Origin of the sequence: Novispirillum itersonii, from assembly GCF_014205675.1 — a bacterium.
Lineage (GTDB): Bacteria > Pseudomonadota > Alphaproteobacteria > Rhodospirillales > Rhodospirillaceae > Novispirillum > Novispirillum itersonii_A.
Genome location: NZ_JACIIX010000001.1, coordinates 534069 through 555109, shown reverse-complemented (window position 1 = coordinate 555109; position 21041 = coordinate 534069). Strand labels below are relative to the sequence as shown.

Below are 21041 nucleotides of genomic sequence, written 5' to 3'. Positions count from 1 at the left end.
GAGCAAACGTCCAATGGCGTATGAGAACATTCTGGTCGAAACCCGTGGGTCCGTCGGCCTGATCACCCTGAACCGCCCGAAGGCCCTGAACGCCCTGTGCACCCCGCTGATCCGTGAACTGGGGCAGGCGCTGGATGCCTTCGAGGCGGATGCCGAGATCGGTGCCATCGTCCTGACCGGGTCGGAAAAGGCCTTCGCGGCCGGGGCCGACATCAAGGAAATGTCCGGCAAGTCTTACATGGACGTGTACATGGAAGATTTCATCACCAACGGCTGGGAACGGATCACCACCTGCCGCAAGCCGGTGATCGCCGCCGTGGCGGGCTATGCGCTGGGCGGGGGCTGCGAAGTGGCGATGATGTGTGACTTCATCATCGCGGCGGACAATGCCCGTTTCGGCCAGCCGGAAATCACCATCGGCACCATGCCGGGGGCCGGTGGCACCCAGCGCCTGACCCGCTTTGTCGGCAAGTCCAAGGCGATGGAAATGTGCCTGACCGGCCGCCAGATGACCGCTGAGGAAGCTGAGCGGGCCGGTCTGGTCTCCCGCATCGTGCCGCTGGCTGATCTGCTGGACGACGCCCTGAAGACCGCCACCCGCATCGCCTCTATGTCCCGTCCGGTGGTGATGATGGTCAAGGAGTCGGTCAACCGCTCCTATGAAGTCAGCCTGAAGGAAGGCCTGCTGTTCGAGCGCCGGGTGTTCCATTCCACCTTCGCCACCGAAGACCAGAAGGAAGGCATGGCCGCGTTCGTCGAGAAGCGGCAGCCGAACTTCCGTCACCGATAACCGCGACACTCCGGCCCGCTGTCGGTGGGTGGAGTCGCCGGGGCCGGGGGCGGGTGCCCTGTCCGGAAAGGACAGGGGGGTTCTCCGCTCTCCGGGCCGCATCCCGCTCCGGGGGCCTGTTTCCCCCGGATCCGGTCCGATTTCAGGGTGTTTTGTCCCGCTGTGGATATCCCGGGTCGGTTAAGCGTTGACGGGGGGGCGGATATTCCTTATAAAGCCGCCTCTTCGCACAGCGACCACAGTTTCTATTTATACGGAAAGTCAGGAAATGGCTCATCATAAGTCGGCCCAGAAGCGCATTCGCCGCAACGCCCGCCGTTTCGCCATCAACCACGCTCGTAAGAGCCGGATCCGCACCTTCGTGAAGAAGGTCGAGCTGGCCATCGCCGCCGGCGACAAGGCTGCTGCTGACGCTGCTTTCAAGGTGGCCCAGCCGGAAATGATGCGCGGTGCCCAGAAGGGCGTGTTCCACAAGAACACCATGTCCCGCAAGGTTTCGCGTCTGAACGCCCGCCTGAAGTCCCTGGCTGCCTAAGACAGGGTATGCTGCTGGTGCCCCCTGGGGCACCGGTCGCTGCGCAGGATCTTCCGTCATCGCGACAGGAGTTCTCTGCGGTCTTCGGCAGGTCTCTTTGACCGCAGCGCCGAGGTGATCCCCCGCCTGACAGAACTCTGTCATGGCAGTGTGTGATCCCGGAGAGGCAACAGAACAGGCCTTTTGGTCTGTCTGTCGTCGCGATGATACCCCCGGCAACGGGGACCGTTTCAAAACGGCCGCTATCCACAGGGTAGTGGCCGTTTTGCATTTTCTTAACGTTCATTCCTGTTCGTTTTTGTGGATAAGGCCATGCGGAGTCTGCCGCAGGCGGCGACTCGGGGTGCGACTCCCTGCCGGAAGCACGATCTGCTAATGCATTGAAAAATAACGTCAAGACGTGTTTGTGTCCGAATCGCGTCAAGAGAAAAACTTACAATGTTCCCCTTTCGATCTCGTTGTCAGTCTTTCCCCTTTGTGGATAAAGTCGCCTTCGGATAACGACCTCCCCCCGAGGCTCACCGGACAATTTAATCTCCACCACACGCAGGCTCTCTGGCCTGTGCGGAGGTTTTTTTGTCTCTGCGTGCCCGGGGGGCGAACTGTCGGGGGACAGGCTCTGCCGTGCAGAAGGGCGGCAGGGCTGTTAGGGCGAAGGGCACTGGCTGTGCGTCCGGGTCACTCTGCGGGAAACCCCCGTGGACTGCCGGGCAGGCCAAATCACCCGGGCTTGGTGGAACCTCACTCCGGTCTACAGCCGTATCGGCGGGCCGGGGCGGGCGACTGCGTCCTTCGGCACAGGATCAGTCCTGTCCGTGCCCGTTATGGGGCGGCTGGACTGGATAGAGACAGAGTGGGGCCTGTGGCCCCGGGATTTTAAGGAGCCGCAGGGTTAACCTGCGGAGGCAAACGACTCGATGGCAACTGCAGAAGCACGCTTGGATGAGGGTGGGGTGACCGAGCAGACCATTCTTCACTGGGAATCCGTGCAGGCCCGCCTGCGGCAGGAGATCGGTGATACGGCGTATACCAGCTGGGTGAAGCCGATGCGGCTTGGCACCGTCAGCGGCACGCAGGTCCAGCTTGCGGTCCCGACCCGGTTCATGCGCGACTGGATTCTGACCCATTTCGCCGAGCGGATCCGTGCGCTGTGGAGCGGCGAGAATCCGCAGATCCGGACGGTTCAGGTGGTGGTGGATGCCGCGGCGGCGTCCCGTCCGGCCCCGGCTGTGCGCGGGGTGGCCAGTTCTGCGGCTGCGCCTGCCGCAGAGGCTCCGGCCCGGCGGGCGACTCCGGCCCGGCGGACGGCAGCCCCGGCGGCGGAATCCCCGGCCCCGGTCCTGACCGTCACTGCCGCCTCTCCGGCGGTGGTTGAACGCGTGGCGGAACCGTCACTGCTGACGCCGGTTCCGGCACAGGCGCTGTCCGGCCTCGGCACCGGCAGCTTTGATGATCTGTCGGCGCCGCTGGACCCCCGCTACACCTTCGAGAATTTCGTTACCGGCAAGCCGAACGAGTTTGCCTATGCCGCCGCCCAGCGGGTGGCCGATTCGGAACGACCGTCGTTCAATCCGCTGTTCCTGTACGGTGGAGTCGGCCTTGGTAAGACCCACCTGATGCATGCGATTGCCCATGCCATCCGCGACCGCCACCCGCAGCGCCGGGTGATCTATCTGTCGGCGGAAAAGTTCATGTACAGCTTCGTCAAGGCGCTGCGGTACAAGGACACCATGGCCTTCAAGGAAAGCTTCCGGTCCGTCGATGTGCTGATGATTGATGACGTGCAGTTCATCTCCGGCAAGGACTCGACGCAGGAAGAGTTCTTCCACACCTTCAACGCCCTGATTGATCAGGGGCGGCAGATCGTGATTTCCGCTGATAAATCCCCGGCGGATCTGGAAGACATCGGCGACCGCCTGCGGTCGCGTCTGGCCTCCGGTCTGGTGGCGGATATCCATCCCACCACCTATGAGCTGCGGCTGGGCATTCTGGCCGCCAAGGCGGAACGGATGGGCGTTGCCGTCCCCGAAAAGGTTCTGGAGTTCCTCGCCCACAAGATCGCCTCCAACGTCCGCGAGATGGAAGGGGCGCTGACCCGTCTGGTGGCGCATGCCCAGCTGGTCGGGCGGGACCTGACGCTGGAAACCACACAGGATGTGCTGCGCGACCTGCTGCGCGCCAACGACCGCCGGATCACCATCGAGGAGATCCAGAAGAAGGTGGCCGAGCACTTCCAGATTAAGCTGTCGGACATGCACTCGGCGCGCCGGTCCCGCTCCGTGGCCCGGCCGCGTCAGGTGGCGATGTATCTGGCCAAGCAGCTGACCAGCCGGTCGCTGCCGGAAATCGGCCGCAAGTTCGGTGGCCGCGATCACACCACGGTGATGCATGCGGTGCGCAAGATTGACGAACTGCGTCAGGGCGATGCCGCCTTTGCCGAGGATGTCGATCTGCTGCGGCGGATGCTGGAAAGCTGAGGTCCGGCTGACGGGACCTTTTTGCCCGACTCCGGGGCCGCAGAGGCGTCGAGTCGGGCAAATTCCCTTTGAGGCGGCGGACCTTATGATATACTTCCGCGCCTATTTCTCCGGCTATTTTGCCATGCGGACTCCGGCCCCCGGCCGGTTCGTTTAACCCGCCCCGCAGCGGCTGCCCCCGAAGGTTTTCCGTCCGGGCAGGCGACGCGGGCGCTCACAGCAGGTGAGAGCGCGACCGTGAAACTGACCATCGAGCGCAGCACGCTTCTCAAGGCCCTTGGCCACGTCCAGAGTGTGGTTGAACGCCGGAACACCATTCCCATTCTGTCCAACGTCAAGCTGGAGGCCCGCGATGCCGGGCTGGCTCTCAGTGCCACCGATCTGGATCTGGCGATCGTTGAGACCGTGACCGCTGACGTGCAGGTTGACGGGGCGATCACGGCCCCGGCCCATACCCTGTATGACATCATCCGCAAGCTGCCCGACGGGGCGCAGGTGGAACTGTCGCAGACCCCCGGCGACGTGCAGATGACCCTGCGCTCCGGCCGGTCGCGTTTTGCCCTGCCGTGCCTGCCGGTGGAGGACTTCCCCAACCTCGGGGCCGGGGAGGCCACCCACACCTTCACGCTGGCGGCGTCGGAACTCCAGACCCTGATCGACCGCACCAAGTTCGCGATTTCCACCGAGGAAACCCGCTATTACCTGAACGGCATCTATCTGCATGCCGCTACCTCCTCCGGGGTGCCGGTGCTGCGGGCGGTGGCCACCGACGGGCACCGTCTGGCCCGGGTGGAAGTGCCGTTGCCGGAAGGGGCGGCCGAGATGCCGGGCGTGATCGTGCCGCGCAAGGCGGTGACCGAGCTGCGCAAGCTGATCGATGAAGGCGCGCTGGATGTGACCATTGCCCTGTCGGAAACCAAGGTGCGTTTCAGCTTCGGCCATGGCGGCACCCTGACCTCCAAGCTGATCGACGGCACCTTCCCCGATTACGAACGGGTGATTCCGCAGGACAACGACAAGATCCTTGAGGTCGATAAGAAGCTGTTCTCTGACGCTGTGGACCGCGTTTCGGCGATTTCCACCGAAAAGAGCCGGGCGATCAAGGTAGCGATGGATCAGGGCACCGTGACCCTGTCGGCGTCGTCACCGGAAGCGGGCAGCGCGGTGGAGGAACTGGAATGTTCCTATGCTGCCGCCGCGCTGGAGATCGGGTTCAACAGCCGCTATCTGCTGGATATCATGGCACAGGTGGAAGGCGATGCCGCCCGCTTTGCCATGGCCGATGCGGCGTCCCCGACGGTGATCCGCGAAGTGGCGGATGCCTCGGCGGTCTATGTGCTGATGCCGATGCGTGTCTGATCTGCCGACCGTCCCGGACACCGGGGCTGACGGAGTGGCTGTGCCACCCGCGCCGGTGTCCGTTCCCCTCCTTCCTCCGGTCGGGGTCACCCGGCTGACGATGACCGATTTCCGGTCCTACGCGCAGGCCCGTCTGGAAACGGACCTGCGCCCGGTGGTGCTGACCGGCCCCAATGGCTCCGGCAAGACCAACCTGCTGGAGGCGGTGTCCTTTCTCGCCCCCGGCCGAGGGCTGCGGCGGTCGCGCCTGCACGAGGTGGTGCGCCATGGGGCCCCCGGCGGTGTGCAGGGGGCGTGGGCGGTGGCGGCGCGGGTGCAGACCCCCAGCGGCGAAGTGGCGATCGGCACCGGGCGGGACCCCGGCCCCTCTGACCGCCGGATTGTGCATATCAACGGCGAGGCGGTGCGGGTGCAGGCGGAACTGGGGGCGGTGGTCTCGGCGATCTGGCTGACCCCGGCGATGGACCGCCTGTTTGTCGAGGCGTCGTCCGGACGGCGGCGGTTTTTCGACCGTCTGGTGTTTGGCCTCTATCCCGACCACGCCAGCCGCCTGTCGGCCTATGACGGGGCGTGGCGGCAGCGTAACAAGCTGCTGAAGGACGGCGTCCGCGAACGCGCCTGGTTCGAAGGGCTGGAAGAGGCGATGGCCGAGCATGGGGTGGCGGTGGCCGCCGCCCGCCGCGATGTGGCCGCCCGGCTGTCGCGGGCGCTGGAGCAGGCCACCGGCCCGTTCCCTTCCGCCGAGATCGGGCTGGACGGTTTTGTCGAGCGGCTGCTGGAAGATCATACGGCGCTGGAGGCGGAGGAAACCTACCGCCGCCTGCTGGCCGATCACCGCCCGCGCGAGGCCGCCGGAGCCCCGGGGGAAGGGCCGCACCGGACCGATCTGGTGGTGCACCACCACGGCAAGGGACTGCCCGCCGCCCAGTGTTCCACCGGGGAGCAGAAGGCGGTGCTGATCGCCATTCTGCTGGCGCAGGCCCGGGTGCAGGCCCTGCACCGGGGGATGGCGCCGCTGCTGCTTCTGGATGAAGTGGCGGCGCATCTGGATGCCCAGCGGCGCGATGCCCTCTACGATGCCCTGTGCGGGCTGGGGGCGCAGGCGTGGTTGACCGGAACCGACCGGAGTCTGTTCGAGTCTTTCGGGGCGCGGGCACAGTTTTTTGAGGTTCGGGACGGCGGTTTGCACTAAAATGCCTCCCTTTGCCGCAGCCTGTTTTGCACCTGCGGTATGGTCCCGGTTCTGTGTTCAGGTTTTTGTGTCTGACGGTTCAGTCGAAAGCGAGTACCCATCACAATGAGCGACGCCACCAACACTGCGACGGTTCCCGAATATGGCGCGGATTCGATCAAGGTTCTGAAGGGGCTGGAAGCGGTTCGGAAGCGGCCGGGCATGTACATCGGCGATACCGATGACGGCTCGGGGCTGCACCACATGATTTATGAAGTGGTGGACAATGCCATCGACGAGTCGCTGGCGGGGTATTCCGACCGGACCGAAGTGACGCTCAACGGCGATGGCTCCGTCACCGTGCGCGATAACGGGCGCGGGATTCCGGTGGATATCCATAAGGAAGAAGGCGTGTCGGCGGCGGAGGTCATCATGACCCAGCTGCACGCCGGCGGGAAATTCGACCAGAACTCCTACAAGGTCTCAGGCGGTCTGCACGGCGTCGGCGTGTCGGTGGTGAATGCGCTGTCCGACTGGCTGGACCTGCGGATCTGGCGCGATGGCTGGGAACACTATGCCCGCTTTGAAGGCGGCGATACCGTGAAGCATCTGGAGCGGGTGCGCCCGGCCCCGGACCAGAAAGGGACGGAAGTCACCTTCTTTGCCTCTCCGGCCATCTTCGCCATCACCGAATACAGCTTCGAGACGCTGGAACACCGCCTGCGGGAGCTGGCGTTCCTGAACTCCGGGGTGACGCTGGTGCTGACCGATGCCCGCCATGGCGAGCCGAAATCGGTGACCTTCCATTACGAAGGCGGCATCGAGGCCTTTGTGAAGTACCTCGACAAGTCGCGGCAGCCGTTGCAGGAAAAGCCGGTGGTGATGACCGGCGAACGCGACGGCATCACCGTTGACGTGTCGCTGGAATGGACCGACGCCTACCACGAAAACACCCTCTGTTTTACCAACAACATCCCGCAGAAGGACGGCGGCACCCATCTCGCCGGTCTGCGCGGGGCGCTGACCCGCACCCTGTCGGCCTATGCCCAGCAGACTGGCCTGCTGAAGAAGGAAAAGGTCCAGCCGACCGGCGATGACATGCGCGAAGGCATGACCTGCGTGCTGTCGGTGAAGGTGCCGGACCCGAAGTTCTCCAGCCAGACCAAGGAAAAGCTGGTGTCCTCGGAAGTGCGGACGGTGGTGGAAAACGTGGTGGCGGAAAAGCTGGCCGAATGGCTGGACGAGCATCCGTCGGAAGCCCGCCGCATCATGGGCAAGGTGGTGGAAGCCGCCGCCGCCCGTGAAGCCGCCCGCCGCGCCCGCGAACTGACCCGCCGCAAGGGGGCGCTGGATATTTCCTCGCTGCCCGGCAAGCTGGCCGACTGTCAGAACCGCGATCCGGCCCAGTCCGAACTGTTCATCGTCGAGGGTGACTCCGCCGGTGGCTCCGCCAAACAGGGGCGGGACCGCGGCTTTCAGGCGATTCTGCCGCTGAAGGGCAAGATCCTGAACGTCGAGCGTGCCCGGTTCGACAAGATGCTGTCGTCGCAGGAAATCGGCACCCTGATCACCGCCATGGGCACCGGCATCGGGGCCGATGACTTCAACATCGACAAGCTGCGGTATCACAAAGTCATCATCATGACCGACGCCGACGTCGACGGCTCGCACATCCGCACCCTGCTGCTGACCTTCTTCTTCCGCCAGATGCCGGAAATCATCGAACGCGGCTATCTGTACATCGCCCAGCCGCCGCTGTACCGGGCCAAGCGCGGCCAGTCGGAACGCTATCTGAAAGATGACCGCGAGCTGGAAGATTACCTGATTGAGGTGTCGCTGGGCGATGCGGTGCTGACCCTGCATGACGGCCAGCAGATTGCCGGGGATCACCTGCGGGAGCTGCTGGGGCAGGCCCGCCAGATCCGCGCCCTGCTCAACCGCATGTCAACCCGGGTTCCGCACCGCCTGCTGGAACAGGTGGCGATTGCCGGGGCGCTGAATCCGGAGGTTCTGGCCTCGCCGGAGAAGGCGACGGAAGCGGTGCACTATGTGGCGCAGCGGCTGGACCGGATGGAAGCGGAATATGACCGGGGCTGGAGCGGTGAGATTGCCGCCGACGGCGCGCTGGTGTTCCGCCGCACCCTGCGCGGCGTGACCGAAACCCACACCGTTGATGCGGTGGTGGTGCATTCGGCGGAGGCCCGGCGTCTGGATCAGATGTCCGCCGCCCTGCGCGACGCCTATGTGCGACTCGCCAAACTGCGGATCAAGGATACCGAACACGTGATCCGGGGGCCGGTCGGTCTGGTCAACACCTTCATGACCGCCGGGCGCAAGGGCATTGCCATCCAGCGCTATAAAGGTCTGGGGGAAATGAACCCGGATCAGCTGTGGGAAACCACGCTGGACCCCAATGTCCGCCGCCTGTTGCAGGTGAAGGTGGCCCACGCCGACGAGGCGCAGGAAATCTTCTCCACCCTGATGGGCGACGTGGTGGAACCGCGCCGTGAGTTCATTCAGGACAACGCCCTGAAAGTGACCAATCTGGACGTGTGATCTGCTCACCCGCCAGAAAGCATAAAAAACGGGGAGGCCACTGTGGTCTCCCCGTTTTTATATCCGGTGCTGACAGTCCCGTCAGCGAGTCGGCTTCGGCATGGTCCACGCTGCCAGCACCGGACCGTCCGGGCAGCGCAGTACCAGCGTGTTGGTGCCATCGGGGTTCAGGCGCAGGCGGCAGTCGCCGTTTTCCACCCGGCGGGCCATGCGCTGTACACTGGCCCACAGCACGTTGCTGTCGGTCGGGTCAACCCAGGCGGCGCGGGCGCTGGCCTCGGTAAACCGCCACAGGGTGACGAAGCGGGCAATCGCCTCCAGAATCGAAAACTGGTCGGACATGTCGGTTTCCGGCGCCAGCAGCAGATGCAGCGCCCCCTTGGTGGCGGGCGACAGGTCGTTGACCGCATGCAGGTGGCGGTCGTCAAGGCTGGCCTGAAGTTCAATACCGTCGCCCAGACTGGGCAGCAGCGACAGGACCATGGTGCGCAGAGAAGCCCCCAGCCGTCCGGTCACTTCGTTGACCAGACCGTTGAGGTCAGAGAGGTTATCGGCCTCCGGCGTGGCGAGCAGATCGCTGAGGATCCGGGTCAGTGGCGGCACCCCGTCGCGCAGGGCGCGGACGTAGGCGGTCAGGTCACGCCATGCCTGCCGTTCCGCTTCCGGCATATCGGAAAGGGCCGCCGGAACCGAGTAAACCGGCGCGGAGGGGGCGGGCGATGGGGTGGAAATCGACATCGGTGTAAATCCCCGACAGTGAACGGCCCCGGGGGCCGGAAACCGGGAAACGCATCCACGTCACCCCGGCGGTAGAACCATGGTAACGCCGGGACTGTTAATAAAGTGTAGGGATTGCAGAGGGTTCTCTCGGCAAATATTGCCGGTTGAGAGCGGGGGATATGACTGTTTACATCCGGAACGGCTGGGGAATGACCGTCAGTTCCCGCAGAAAGGGAAAGCCGACCCTGCTGGGGGCTTGACCGGACCGGTGCCGCAGGTCATGGTGGGGGAACCGAACGAACCCCGTGGAAGAGATCAGCCTGCCCGCATGGCAGGATGGCGCCGAAGGAGCAACCGCCTCCGGAAACTCTCAGGCAAAAGGACCGCGGGGGGACGGACCTCTGGAAAGCAGTGCTGTCTGGTTACAGACCGGCACTCACCGAAGAAGTAAACGCCGGATCCCCGAGTCCCTGAGTGGGCTCCGTCAGGAGACCGGCGTGAATCTTTCAGGTCGTGAGACAGAGGGAGGCACCCATCCCGGTCTCTGCCGTTGCTGGCAGGGGCTGGCCGTGCCCCTTCTGCCGGAGGACTGCCGTCGTGTCCGCTTCCGACGCCCCCGATGCGCCCCTGAAACAGGTTCCGCTTGATGCCCTGCACCGTTCGCTGGGGGCCCGTATGGTGCCTTTCGCGGGCTATGATATGCCGGTTCAGTACCCGGCGGGCATTATCGCCGAACACACCCACTGCCGCACCGCCGCTGCCCTGTTCGATGTGTCGCACATGGGGCAGGCCACCTTGACCGGGGCCGATGTCGCCGGGGCACTGGAAAGCCTGACCCCGGGATCCCTGAAGGAACTGAAGCCGGGCCGTCAGCGCTACACCCTGCTGATGAATGACGAAGGCGGGATCCGTGACGACCTGATGGTCTGTAACCTCGGCCATACCGCCGACGGGCTCCAGAAGTGGTTCGTGGTGGTCAACGCCGGCTGCAAGGATGCTGATTTCGCCCATATGCAGGCGGCGTTCGGCGACCGGGTGACTATCGAGCGCCACGAAGACCGCGCCCTGATCGCTCTTCAGGGGCCGAAGGCGGGCGCGGTTCTGGCGCATTTTGCTCCGGCTTCGGCCAGCATGGTGTTCATGGATGCCGGTCCGCTGGAAATCTGTGGGGTGCCGTGCTTTGCCACCCGCTCCGGCTACAGCGGGGAAGACGGTTTCGAAATCTCCATTCCGGGCGATCAGGCCGAGCATGTGGTGCGTCAGCTGCTGGATCATGCTGATGTCCAGCCCGCCGGACTGGGAGCCCGCGACTCGCTGCGTCTGGAAGCCGGTCTGCCGCTGTACGGGTCGGATATCGACACCACCACCAGCCCGGTGGAAGCGGCGCTGGAATTTGCCCTCGGCAAGCGCCGCAAGGCCGATGGCGGCTTCCCGGGCTTCGGCACCGTCACCGACCACCTGACCAACGGCACCACCCGCCGCCGGGTCGGCATTCTGGTTGAGGGCCGCGCCCCGGCCCGGGCCCATACCGAAATTCAGTCCACCGACGGCCAGACCATCGGCGAAGTGACCAGCGGCGGCTTTGGTCCGTCGGTCAACGGTCCGATCGCCATGGGCTACGTCGCCAGCGCCTATGCCGAACCCGGCACCGCCCTGGCCCTGATCGTGCGCGGCAAGGCCCTTCCGGCCCGTGTCGTCACCCTGCCCTTCGTCGAACAACGCTATTACCGGGGATAATCCGATGACCACTCTGTATTTTACCGAAGAACATGAATGGATCGCCGTGGATGGCGATGTTGCCACCGTCGGCATCACCGATTTTGCGCAGGGTCAGCTCGGCGATGTGGTGTTCGTGGAAGTGCCGGATGCGGGCAAGGCCGTCTCCAAGGGCAAGGAAGCGGCAGTTGTCGAGTCGGTGAAGGCGGCCTCTGACGTTTACTCCCCGGTCAGCGGCACGGTTACCGAAGGCAATCAGGCGCTGGTCGATGATCCGGCGCTGGTCAACCGTGACCCGGAAGGCGAAGGCTGGTTCTTCAAGGTCCAGATTTCCGGCACCGGCGATCTGGATGGCCTGATGGACAAGGCCGCCTACGACGCTTTCGTCGCCAGCCTGTAAGGCATCCTGACAGAACGGCCCTGCCGGGACTCCGCAGGGCTGTTTCCGGATAACGGAATACGGATAACGAATCATGCGTTTTCTCCCCCTGACCGCCGACGACCGGCAGGCCATGCTGGCCGCCATCGGCGCGGAGTCGGTTGACGCCCTGTACCGGGATGTTCCGGCGGCAGCCCGGCATCCCGAGGCGATTGACCTGCCCAACCAGAAGACCGAGCTTCAGGTTGAACGCGCCATGGCGGCGCTGGCGGCCAAGAACCTGAACTGTTCGCAGGCTGCGGCCTTTCTGGGGGCGGGTAACTACCGCCACCACACCCCGGCGGCGCTGGATTACCTGATTCAGCGCGGCGAGTTCCTGACCGCCTATACCCCCTATCAGCCGGAAATCGCGCAGGGCACCCTTCAGGTGCTGTTCGAGTTCCAGACCCAGGTGGCGCTGATGACCGGCATGGAGGTCGCCAACGCCTCCATGTATGACGGCGCGACGGCCTGCGCCGAAGCCGCCGCGATGGCGCAGCGCATCACCAAGCGTAAGAAGGTTCTGGTCTCCGGCGGCGTGCATCCGCATTTTGCCGACACCACCGACACCTTCCTGAAGTTCACCGGGGTGGATGTTGAGATCCTGCCGCCGGACGCGATGGGGCTGGAAGACCTGATCGGCCGGGTCGATGACGATCTGGCCTGCGTGATCGTGCAGACCCCGGGCTTCTTCGGTCATCTGAAGGATTTCTCGGCGCTGGCCGAGGCGGTGCATGAGGCCGGGGCCCTGCTGGTGGTCGCCACCACCGAGCCGCTGAGCCTTGGCCTGCTGAAGACCCCGGGTGAGATGGGGGCCGATATCGTTGTCGCTGAAGGCCAGAGTCTGGCCCTGCCCGCCGGATTCGGCGGCCCGGGCGTCGGCCTGTTCGCCAGCCGGTCGAAGTATCTGCGCCAGATGCCGGGCCGCCTGTGCGGCGAGACTGTTGACGTTGACGGCAAGCGCGGCTTCGTGCTGACCCTGTCAACCCGCGAGCAGCACATCCGCCGCGAAAAGGCGACTTCCAACATCTGCACCAACTCCGGTCTGGTGGCGACAGCCTTTTCGATCCACATGACCCTGCTGGGCGAAAAGGGCTTCACCGGGCTGGCGGACTATAACCACGCCCGCGCCGTCGAAGCCGCCCGCCGTCTGGCGGCGGTGCCGGGGGTGAAGGTGCTGTCGTCGACCTTCTTCAATGAATTCGCCATTGCGTTCGACGCGTCCGCCGCCGCTGTGGTGGAGGCGCTGGCGGCGAAGAATGTGCTGGCCGGGGTGCCCGCCAGCCGCTTCTACCCGACCTACCCGGAACTGGACGGCGTCCTGCTGGTGGCCGTGACCGAAATGAACAGCGACGAGGACCTTGATGCCCTTGTCGCCGGTCTGAAGGAGGTGCTGTCATGACCGAGACCCGTACCATTACCGGCAACCGGGGCCTGATGGTCGAAGAACGGCTGATCTTTGAATACGATCACCACGACCGCACCGCCGTCGATGTTCCGGCGATTGAGCCCTATGAGGACCGTCTGGGCGGCCTGCGCCGCACCGGTGCCGTCGGGCTGCCGGGTCTGGCGGAGCCGCAGGTGGTCCGCCACTACACCCGCCTGTCGCAGAAGAACTACGGGATCGACACCGGTCTGTTCCCGCTGGGCTCCTGCACCATGAAGTACAATCCGCGCCTGAACGAAAAGGCGGCGCGGATGGCCGGTCTGGCCGATATCCATCCGTTCCAGCCGGTGTCCACCGTGCAGGGCGCGCTGGAGCTGATGGATACCCTGTCGCACTGGCTGAAGCAGCTGACCGGCATGCCGGCGGTGGCGCTGTCCCCGGCGGCCGGGGCGCATGGGGAACTGTGCGGCGTGATGGCGATCCGGGCCGCCATGGATGCCCGGGGCGAAAACCGCACCACCATTCTGGTGCCGGAAAGCGCCCATGGCACCAACCCGGCCACCGCCGCCATCTGCGGCTATGTGGTGGAAAGCATTCCGGCGGAAGAGTCGGGCCGGGTGTCGGCGGAGGCGGTGAAGGCCAAGCTGGGCCCGCATGTGGCGGCGGTGATGATCACCAACCCCAACACCTGCGGCCTGTTCGAGCCGGAGATGATTGAAATCTCCCGCATCGTCCACGAAGCCGGGGCCTATGTGTATATGGACGGCGCGAACTTCAACGCCGTGGTCGGCCGCATCCGCATTGCCGACCTTGGCGTTGATGCCATGCACATCAACCTGCACAAGACCTTTTCCACCCCGCATGGCGGCGGCGGCCCGGGCTCCGGCCCGACCGTTCTGTCGGCGGCGCTGGCCCCCTATGCTCCGGTGCCCTATGTGGTGCGCGATGACAAGGGCTTCCGGCTGGTGGAGCTGGAACGCGATGCGGACGGTGACGCGAAGCCGTTCGGCCGCATGAAGGGCTATCATGGCCAGTTCGGCATGTTCGTGCGGGCGCTGGCCTATATGCTGGCGCTCGGCAAGGACGGTCTTCAGCAGGTGTCCGGCGATGCCGTGCTGAATGCCAACTACCTGTATGCCCGTCTGGCGGATGTGCTGTCGGCCTCCTTCGAAGGGCCGGTGATGCACGAGGCGCTGTTTGATGACCGCTTCCTGAAGGATACCGGCGTCACCACCCTCGACTTCGCCAAGGCGCTGATCGACGAAGGTTACCACCCGATGACCATGTACTTCCCGTTGGTGGTGCATGGGGCGCTGCTGATGGAACCGACCGAGACGGAAAGCAAGGCCGCGCTCGATCAGTTCATCGACGCGGTGCGCGGTCTGGCCGAGCGGGCCAAGGCCGGGGATGCCGAATACTTCCGGCAGGCCCCGGTGCATACCCCGCGCCGCCGTCTGGACGAGACCCTCGCCGCCCGCAAGCCGGTGCTGCGCTGGACCCCGCCAGAATCGTAATGGTAAGCGTAACTGCGGCGCAGTCGCAGGCAGTTTGAGACAGTGCTTTTCTGATCTGCGTTGCGTTCTGCGAATCAATAAGGATCCCCCTGATGGCTCTGCCGCAGGGGGATTTTTATTATGTTTAAAATCAATATATTATCAGGATTGTGAGGGATGCGCCCGGATTGGCATGCCGCCTGCAATACCTTATCCCGTGGCAGAGAGAGGCCCGGCAGCCCCCCGATCTGACCGTTGAGCACCATGGTGGGCAGGGTGCTCCGGTCGGGTCGGGGGGTTCGCTTTTGTGGGCTCTGCCATAATCCCGGCTTTTTCAACTTGCACCCCCGCATGCGCCATGGCACATAGCGGGTACTCATCATTGGGGAGTAGCCACCGTCCATCCTGCGGGAAATTCCTGCGGACGTTTGAGGCGGGCAGTCGTCAACAGGCTTGGTCAGGCAGAGATGCCGGATCATGGCGGCTGTGGCAGAGGCGGCGGGAGCGAAGAGGGCTCCGGCGGCAGATGTCGGCGAGACCTTTGGTTGCGGTGACTCCGGTTGGGGCCGGGGGGACACCGAAACCAACGGTCATGCCCGGCCCCCAACGAGAGAGCATTCCATCATGATCCTTGAATCGCTTCTGGTGCCGACCGCGGTGGTCGCCATTGCGGAAATCGGCGACAAAACCCAGTTGCTGGCGCTGCTGCTGGCCGTGCGGTTCCGGGCCCCGGTGCCGATCATTTTCGGTATTCTGGTGGCGACGCTGGCCAACCATGCGGTGGCGGCCGTTGTCGGCACACTGGTGGCCGACTGGCTCAGCGGGGACTGGTTCCGCTGGGGGCTGGGGGCGTCGTTCCTGCTGATGGCGGGATGGGCGCTGATTCCGGACAAGATGGACGAGGATGATGCCCCGAAGCCGTCGCGGTTCGGGCCGTTTCTGACCACACTGGTGGCCTTCTTTTTTGTCGAGATCGGTGACAAAACCCAGATTGCCACGGTTGCGCTGGCGGCCCGCTATGACCAGATAGTAATGGTCACGCTGGGCACCACGCTGGGCATGATGCTGGCCAATGTTCCGGCGGTGCTGGTGGGCGAGGCGGCAGCGAAAAAAGTACCGCTGGTGTGGGTCCGGACCGGCGCGGCCCTGATCTTTGCCGTCCTCGGGGGGGTTACCCTGCTGTGGCCGGTGGTGTAACGGGAGGCGGATAGATCTTCTGGATCACAGGCAGGGTGTGTTCCGTCTGGTATAGTGTTTCGACTCGGGGGGCTTCCGCCCCTGTAACAGACTCAGGGTGAGGAGGTTCCCATGGCTTGGATGATGGATATGGCTCCGTTGGTTCTGGCCGGGGCGGTCGCCGCCCTGATGACCCTGTCGGTGCTGCGTCAGGCGCGGAAACCGCAGCCGGTGCCGGTGCGGGTCCGCAACCGCCGTGCGGTGCGCCGCTGACCGGTGCCGGAGAGTCCGGGATGCAAAAAAGGGCTGCACCCTGCGGGGGTGCAGCCCTTTTTTTGGTCAGGCGGTGGCTTCAGCGGATCAGCTCTTCTTCCGGGTAGGCCGGAACCTGATGGATCGACAGGTCGGCACCCCGGTGCTCGTCTTCCGCATCCAGACGGATGCCGACGGTTCTCTTCAGCAGGCCGTACACGACAAAACCGGAGACGGCGGCGAAAGCGACCCCACCGGCTGTGCCGAGGATCTGGGCCGTCAGGCTGACCCCGCCGATTCCCCCCAGCGCCTGCTGGCCGAACACTCCGGCGGCAAGGCCGCCCAGTGTGCCGCACAGCCCGTGCAGCGGCCATACCCCCAGCACGTCATCAATCTTCCAGCGGATCTGGCAGCGGTTGAAGCCCCAGACGAACAGGCCCCCGGCCAGACCGCCGGTGACCAGTGCCCCCAGCGGGTGCATGACATCCGATCCGGCGCAGACCGCCACCAGCCCGGCCAATGCCCCGTTGTGAATGAAGCCGGGGTCATTGCGCCCGGCGACCACGGCGGCCAGAAGTCCGCCGACCATCGCCAGCAGAGAGTTCATGGCCACCAGACCGGAGGCGGTTTCGACACTCTGGCTGCTCATGACGTTGAAGCCGAACCAGCCGACGCACAGGATCCATGACCCGAGGGCCAGAAACGGAATGTTGGACGGCGGGATTGCGATCAGCTGCCCGGCCTTGGTGTAGCGCCCCCGCCGTGCCCCCAGCAGGATCACCGCCCCCAGAGCCAGCCAGCCCCCGAAGGCATGGACCACCACCGACCCGGCGAAGTCGTGGAATTTGGCACCGGTCAGGGCTTCGATCCCGTCCTGGAGGCCAAAGCGTCCGCCCCAGACCATGCCTTCCATCAGCGGATAGATCAGGCCGACGATGATCGCGGTGGCCATCAGCTGCGGCCAGAACTTTGCCCGCTCGGCAATGCCGCCGGAAATGATGGCGGGGATGGCGGCGGCAAACATCAGCAGGAAGAAGAACTTAACCAGATCAACGCCCTGTGCCTTGAAGGCACCGCCTGCGCCGCCAGTCAGTTCCGTGGCGGAAACAAAGAAAGTGGTGCCATAGGCGATGGTATAGCCGACCGCGAAGTAGACGACGGTTGAAACGCCGAGGTCGGTGATGATTTTCACCAGCGCGTTGACCTGATTCTTGCGGCGGACGGTGCCTGCCTCAAGAAAGGCGAAACCGGCGTGCATGGCCAGAACCATGGCCGCGCCGATCAACAGAAAAAAGACATCCAGTCCTGCGTGCATCCGCGGAATTCCCTGAGGTGGCCCGGTGACAGGGCCGCTTTTTGGACGGGGCGGAACCGGCCTTGGCGGCTTTTGGATTCCGGCTCCGGCATTGGCCTGTCGTCAGGTGGGCAGACAGGGGGCCGGGCGCTGCCGGTGGTCTGCAAGGATGGGGCCAAGCGGTACAGGCGCTGTCGGGCAGGGATCCGGGGTCCGGGATTCTGCGGTAACGCTTAAAAAACAGGCGGAGCCCTGCTGAAAAAGGCGGCACGGGGATCCGGTGTTGTTTTTCTGCATACGGAGCCTCTGGCAGAGGGGTGTCTGTGCAGAAATAAATCCTCCGGTATCCGACAAAGGTCTACAGGTCTGTGACAGAGAGGGAGAAAAAGTAACAGACTGCTCTTGCCGCGCGGGGACGGGCGTGAAATTCTAACGTGGGGAACGCACACTGCATCGCCTGTGTGGGAGAGCGAGATGCACGCCGTTTTGACGTCCTTTATCGGGGACCTCGAACAGGCCCGGAACGTTGATGAACTGGAACAGCTGTTTCTGAAGTTCATCGGGGATCTGGGGCTGTCGGTATTTACCTATGTCAGTCTGCGCACCGGGGGGGTGGCGGAGGGCGAGGCGGCGCGTCCGGTGATCAGCAATTATCCGGATGAGTGGCGGCAGCATTATGACGGCCAGCAGTACGAGATGGTCGATCCGGTGCTGGACCGGGCGGCGTCATCGGTTGTGCCGGTGATGTGGTCTGACCTGATCTATGACCCCACGGTCAAGGGGGATCAGAAGGTTATCTTCCATGAAGCCCGGGAGTTCGGACTGACGCAGGGGATGACGATCCCGATTCACAGCCGTAATTCTTTTGCCATTGTCAGTCTGGCGTCTGATCAGCCCGACTCCGAATTCCGTCAGGCTTTTCCGCACCTGAAGCATCTGGTGCATCTGGGATCCCTGTATTACCACGAGCGTGTCACCACCCTGCGGGAGGAGGCTGGCCGCGAGGTGGTGACACCATTGTCCCGTCGTGAACGGGAAGCCCTGCTGTGGGCGGCGCGGGGAAAGACCGCCTGGGAAACCGGAGAAATTCTCAGGATTTCGGAGCATACGGTGAAGCAGTATCTGAAGTCGGCGATGGAGAAGCTGGGGGTTTCCTCCAAGCCGCAGGCTGTGGTTAAGGCCATCATGACCTATCAGATTTTCCCCTGATTATTTTAATTCCTCAAAACAACAACAGGGCCCCTCAGGATATGAGGGGCCTTTTTATATTTGTGATCAGTCGTTTAAAAACAATCCCAGAATGTTCATAAAATTATGATTCTATTTAAACACGATCAAGTCCTTACTTCGTAGGAATACAATTTCCGGTTTTCATGCCGCACCTTTCCATCAGCGAATTCATGACAGGGAACCCGGCCAATGACCTACTCCGTTCTTCTTCACAGTCCATCCTCACCCGTCCCGAGGGAGCTGTTGCGGGATATGTTTCGCCTGCGTCGCGAGGTGTTCGCAGACCGCCATGGCTGGAGCGTGAACGTCCGTGGGGGGCTGGAGCGGGATCCGTATGACCTGATGGCACCGGTTTATGGTCTGTGTGTCGGCCCCGAAGGCCGTCTGGAGGGCTGCTGGCGGCTGCTGCCGTCTTCCGGGCCGACCCTGTTCAAGGATGTTCCGGTGTTCCGCCCGTTGGTGGAGGGGGCTTTGCCCGATGCCACCACAGTGTGGGAAGCCACCCGCTTTGCGATCCGGATGCCTGATCCGGATGGCCGGGACGGGGGGCTGGGGCGGGTCCATACCGTGACGGGCCTGTTGCTGGAAGCCATGCTGGAGCTGGGGCTTGATCACGGGATCACTCAGATGGTGGCCATCTGCGAGCTGCCCTTTGAGCGGCTTCTGCGCCGCTGTGGACTGGAAACGCACCGGCTGGGGCAGCCGGTGGCGATCGGCAATGCTCCGGCGGTCGCCGGGTACTTTGATGCATCGGAGGCCAATCTGGCCCGGGTCCGTCAGCGCTGCCTGACCCATCCGCATGCCGATACCGCCACAGTGGCGGCCTGATGATGACGCCACGGTGGCGATCTGCCGTTGAACGGTGCCTGCGCTATCTGTACCGGGAGGCGCAGCAGCTGGGGGATCCGGCCCTGACCGCCTCCCTACAGGCGGCTCTGGAGGCCATCCGCAGACCCCCGCCGCCCTGACAGCAGACTCTTTTTCCCCGGTTCCTCAAAACGATCAGCCGCATCCGATGACGGATGCAGGAGGCTTTGCCATGACCACTCAGACCCTGACGGCCCCGAAAACCACCGCCCGCTTCGGCCTGCGGACCCTGCTGCGCCTGCGGAAGGATCCGCTGGCGACTGTCACCTCAATTGCCCGTGCCGCTGATCTGGTGGAACTGCGGGTCGGTGCTGAACGCCTGTTCGTCATCAGCCATCCGGATCAGGTGGAACGGGTGCTGAAGACCAATGCCAAGGGGTACGCCAAAAGCAAATTCTATGACCGCCTGAAGCCGATTTTCGGGAACGGGATGATCGTCGCTGAAGGAGCCGCCTGGAAGCGTCAGCGGGAAACGGCCCGTCCGGCCTTTGGATCACATGTGCTGCGGGCGGTGGCGGAGGCCGCCGTGGTGCAGGCACGGGATTTCATGGAAGAGCTGCGGGCGGAAAAAGGGGCCGCAGATATCGGCGAGGCGATGATGCGGCTGACGCTGGCGGTGGCGTTGAAGGTGCTGTTCAACACCGAGGTGGACCGGGCCACCACCCAGCGCCTGCAAGGGGCGATCACCACCGCCCTGCGGACGGCGGAAAAGCGGATGTGGGCGCTGTTCCCGCTGTTCAGCCGCCTGCCGGGGCCGTCGACCCTGCGCTTCCGCCGGGCGATCCGCACTCTTGATGACTTTGTCTATGGCATGATCGCGGACCGTCGGGCGATGGGCGAGGCGATGCCGCGCGATCTGCTGACCCATATGTTGCACTGGCGGGATTCTGAAACCGGCAAGGGCCTGCCGGATCAGATCCTGCGTGATGAGATCCTGTTCATGGTGCTGGCGGCGCATGAAACCACGGCGGCGGCGCTGGCGTGGACCTTCTCGCTGCTGGCGGAACATCCGCAGGAACGGCAGCGGGTGCAGGCGGAACTGGATCAGGTGCTGGAAGGGCGGGCGCCGGGGTGGGATGATTTGTCCAATCTGCCGGTGACCCGGGGGGCGTTGCTGGAGTCGATGCGGCTTTATCCCCCGGCGTGGTCCCTGTCCCGCACCGCGCTGGCTGATGATGAGGTCGGAGGCTTCACCATTCCCAAGGGGTCGTCGCTGATGGTGTGCCCATGGCTGACCCACCGGGATGACCGCTTCTGGGATCAGCCGCAGGCGTTCCGGCCTGACCGTTTTATCGGTGATGCCGAAGACAGCCACCATGCCTTTGCCTATTTCCCCTTCGGGGGTGGCCCCCGCCTGTGCATTGGCAACAACTTCGCCCTGATCGAGGCGATGGCGGTGCTGGCAACGGTTCTTCCGGCACTGGATCTGGAGGTGGCACCGGGGGCCCGGATCACGCCGGAGCCGATGATCAGCCTGCGGCCGCATGGACTGATGATGACCGGGCGGGAGCGGACCCGGCCGGAACCGCAGCGCCGGGCGGCCTGACGGGCGCAGAAACGGGACAGGGCGGCCATGGGCCGCCCTGATCTGTGTGGTCGA

The 21041-nt window shown here is 64.3% G+C and carries 18 protein-coding genes and 2 riboswitches; of the genes, 16 read left to right on the top strand and 2 right to left on the bottom strand.

Annotation, left to right across the window (positions count from 1 at the left end; translation table 11 throughout):
• The first annotated feature begins 13 nt into the window (after positions 1-13).
• The 6 genes from FHS48_RS02590 (at position 14) to gyrB (ending at position 8888) form a co-directional block, all read left to right on the top strand.
• Entirely contained in the window at positions 14-790 is a 777-nt protein-coding gene (locus tag FHS48_RS02590) for an enoyl-CoA hydratase (protein ID WP_184261023.1), read from the top strand.
• A gap of 268 nt (positions 791-1058) precedes the next feature.
• A complete protein-coding gene (gene rpsT, locus FHS48_RS02585; RefSeq protein ID WP_184261020.1) occupies positions 1059-1325 on the top strand; it encodes a 30S ribosomal protein S20 in 267 nt (88 codons plus the stop codon).
• 917 nt (positions 1326-2242) lie between these two features.
• A complete protein-coding gene (dnaA, locus tag FHS48_RS02580; RefSeq protein WP_184261017.1) occupies positions 2243-3802 on the top strand; it encodes a chromosomal replication initiator protein DnaA in 1560 nt (519 codons plus the stop codon).
• Between the two features lie 237 nt (positions 3803-4039).
• Positions 4040-5161: a DNA polymerase III subunit beta gene (gene dnaN / locus FHS48_RS02575; protein WP_184261014.1), complete on the top strand. Its 1122-nt coding sequence runs from the start codon at positions 4040-4042 to the stop codon at positions 5159-5161.
• 55 nt (positions 5162-5216) lie between these two features.
• Positions 5217-6353 (top strand): DNA replication/repair protein RecF, encoded by a 1137-nt coding sequence (recF, locus tag FHS48_RS02570; RefSeq protein ID WP_311769063.1) that lies wholly within the window; start codon positions 5217-5219, stop codon positions 6351-6353.
• A 105-nt stretch (positions 6354-6458) separates the two neighbouring features.
• Complete coding sequence (gene gyrB, locus FHS48_RS02565; RefSeq protein WP_184261009.1) at positions 6459-8888, top strand: DNA topoisomerase (ATP-hydrolyzing) subunit B; 2430 nt, start codon at positions 6459-6461, stop codon at positions 8886-8888.
• 81 nt (positions 8889-8969) lie between these two features.
• Here gyrB and FHS48_RS02560 read toward each other — a convergent pair whose 3' ends face one another.
• A complete protein-coding gene (locus tag FHS48_RS02560) occupies positions 8970-9626 on the bottom strand; it encodes a hypothetical protein (RefSeq protein WP_184261006.1) in 657 nt (218 codons plus the stop codon).
• A gap of 278 nt (positions 9627-9904) precedes the next feature.
• Positions 9905-10004, top strand: a riboswitch (glycine riboswitch).
• A 2-nt stretch (positions 10005-10006) separates the two neighbouring features.
• Positions 10007-10133: riboswitch (glycine riboswitch) on the top strand.
• Positions 10134-10205: 72 nt separating this feature from the next.
• Here FHS48_RS02560 and gcvT point away from each other — a divergent pair.
• The 6 genes from gcvT to FHS48_RS02530 all read left to right on the top strand — a co-directional run bounded on the left by gcvT (position 10206) and on the right by FHS48_RS02530 (position 16071).
• Positions 10206-11345, top strand: coding sequence for a glycine cleavage system aminomethyltransferase GcvT (gene gcvT, locus FHS48_RS02555; RefSeq protein ID WP_184261003.1), 1140 nt, complete (start codon positions 10206-10208; stop codon positions 11343-11345).
• A 4-nt stretch (positions 11346-11349) separates the two neighbouring features.
• Positions 11350-11724, top strand: a complete 375-nt coding sequence (gene gcvH / locus FHS48_RS02550) for a glycine cleavage system protein GcvH (RefSeq protein ID WP_184261001.1) — start codon at positions 11350-11352, stop codon at positions 11722-11724.
• Positions 11725-11797: 73 nt separating this feature from the next.
• Positions 11798-13144: an aminomethyl-transferring glycine dehydrogenase subunit GcvPA gene (gene gcvPA, locus FHS48_RS02545; RefSeq protein WP_184260999.1), complete on the top strand. Its 1347-nt coding sequence runs from the start codon at positions 11798-11800 to the stop codon at positions 13142-13144.
• Complete coding sequence (gene gcvPB, locus FHS48_RS02540) at positions 13141-14643, top strand: aminomethyl-transferring glycine dehydrogenase subunit GcvPB (RefSeq protein ID WP_184260998.1); 1503 nt, start codon at positions 13141-13143, stop codon at positions 14641-14643. The genes gcvPA and gcvPB overlap by 4 nt, the downstream gene beginning before the upstream one ends.
• Positions 14644-15246: 603 nt before the next feature.
• A complete protein-coding gene (locus FHS48_RS02535) occupies positions 15247-15819 on the top strand; it encodes a TMEM165/GDT1 family protein (RefSeq protein WP_184260996.1) in 573 nt (190 codons plus the stop codon).
• Positions 15820-15930: 111 nt separating this feature from the next.
• Positions 15931-16071: a hypothetical protein gene (locus FHS48_RS02530; RefSeq protein WP_184260994.1), complete on the top strand. Its 141-nt coding sequence runs from the start codon at positions 15931-15933 to the stop codon at positions 16069-16071.
• 79 nt (positions 16072-16150) lie between these two features.
• On the opposite strand, the gene FHS48_RS02525 is transcribed toward FHS48_RS02530, so the two are convergent.
• Complete coding sequence (locus FHS48_RS02525) at positions 16151-17365, bottom strand: ammonium transporter (RefSeq protein ID WP_184260987.1); 1215 nt, start codon at positions 17363-17365, stop codon at positions 16151-16153.
• A 453-nt stretch (positions 17366-17818) separates the two neighbouring features.
• On the opposite strand from FHS48_RS02525, the gene FHS48_RS02520 reads away from it, so the two are divergent.
• The 4 genes from FHS48_RS02520 to FHS48_RS02505 all read left to right on the top strand — a co-directional run bounded on the left by FHS48_RS02520 (position 17819) and on the right by FHS48_RS02505 (position 20987).
• Positions 17819-18553, top strand: a complete 735-nt coding sequence (locus FHS48_RS02520) for a LuxR family transcriptional regulator (protein ID WP_184260983.1) — start codon at positions 17819-17821, stop codon at positions 18551-18553.
• Positions 18554-18826: 273 nt separating this feature from the next.
• Complete coding sequence (locus tag FHS48_RS02515) at positions 18827-19402, top strand: acyl-homoserine-lactone synthase (RefSeq protein ID WP_184260980.1); 576 nt, start codon at positions 18827-18829, stop codon at positions 19400-19402.
• Positions 19402-19542 carry a hypothetical protein gene (locus tag FHS48_RS02510; protein WP_184260977.1) on the top strand — a complete coding sequence of 47 codons (141 nt, stop codon included), beginning with the start codon at positions 19402-19404 and terminating at the stop codon, positions 19540-19542. Before FHS48_RS02515 ends, FHS48_RS02510 begins: the two co-directional genes overlap by 1 nt.
• Positions 19543-19613: 71 nt before the next feature.
• A complete protein-coding gene (locus FHS48_RS02505) occupies positions 19614-20987 on the top strand; it encodes a cytochrome P450 (RefSeq protein WP_184260974.1) in 1374 nt (457 codons plus the stop codon).
• Positions 20988-21041 lie beyond the last annotated feature (54 nt).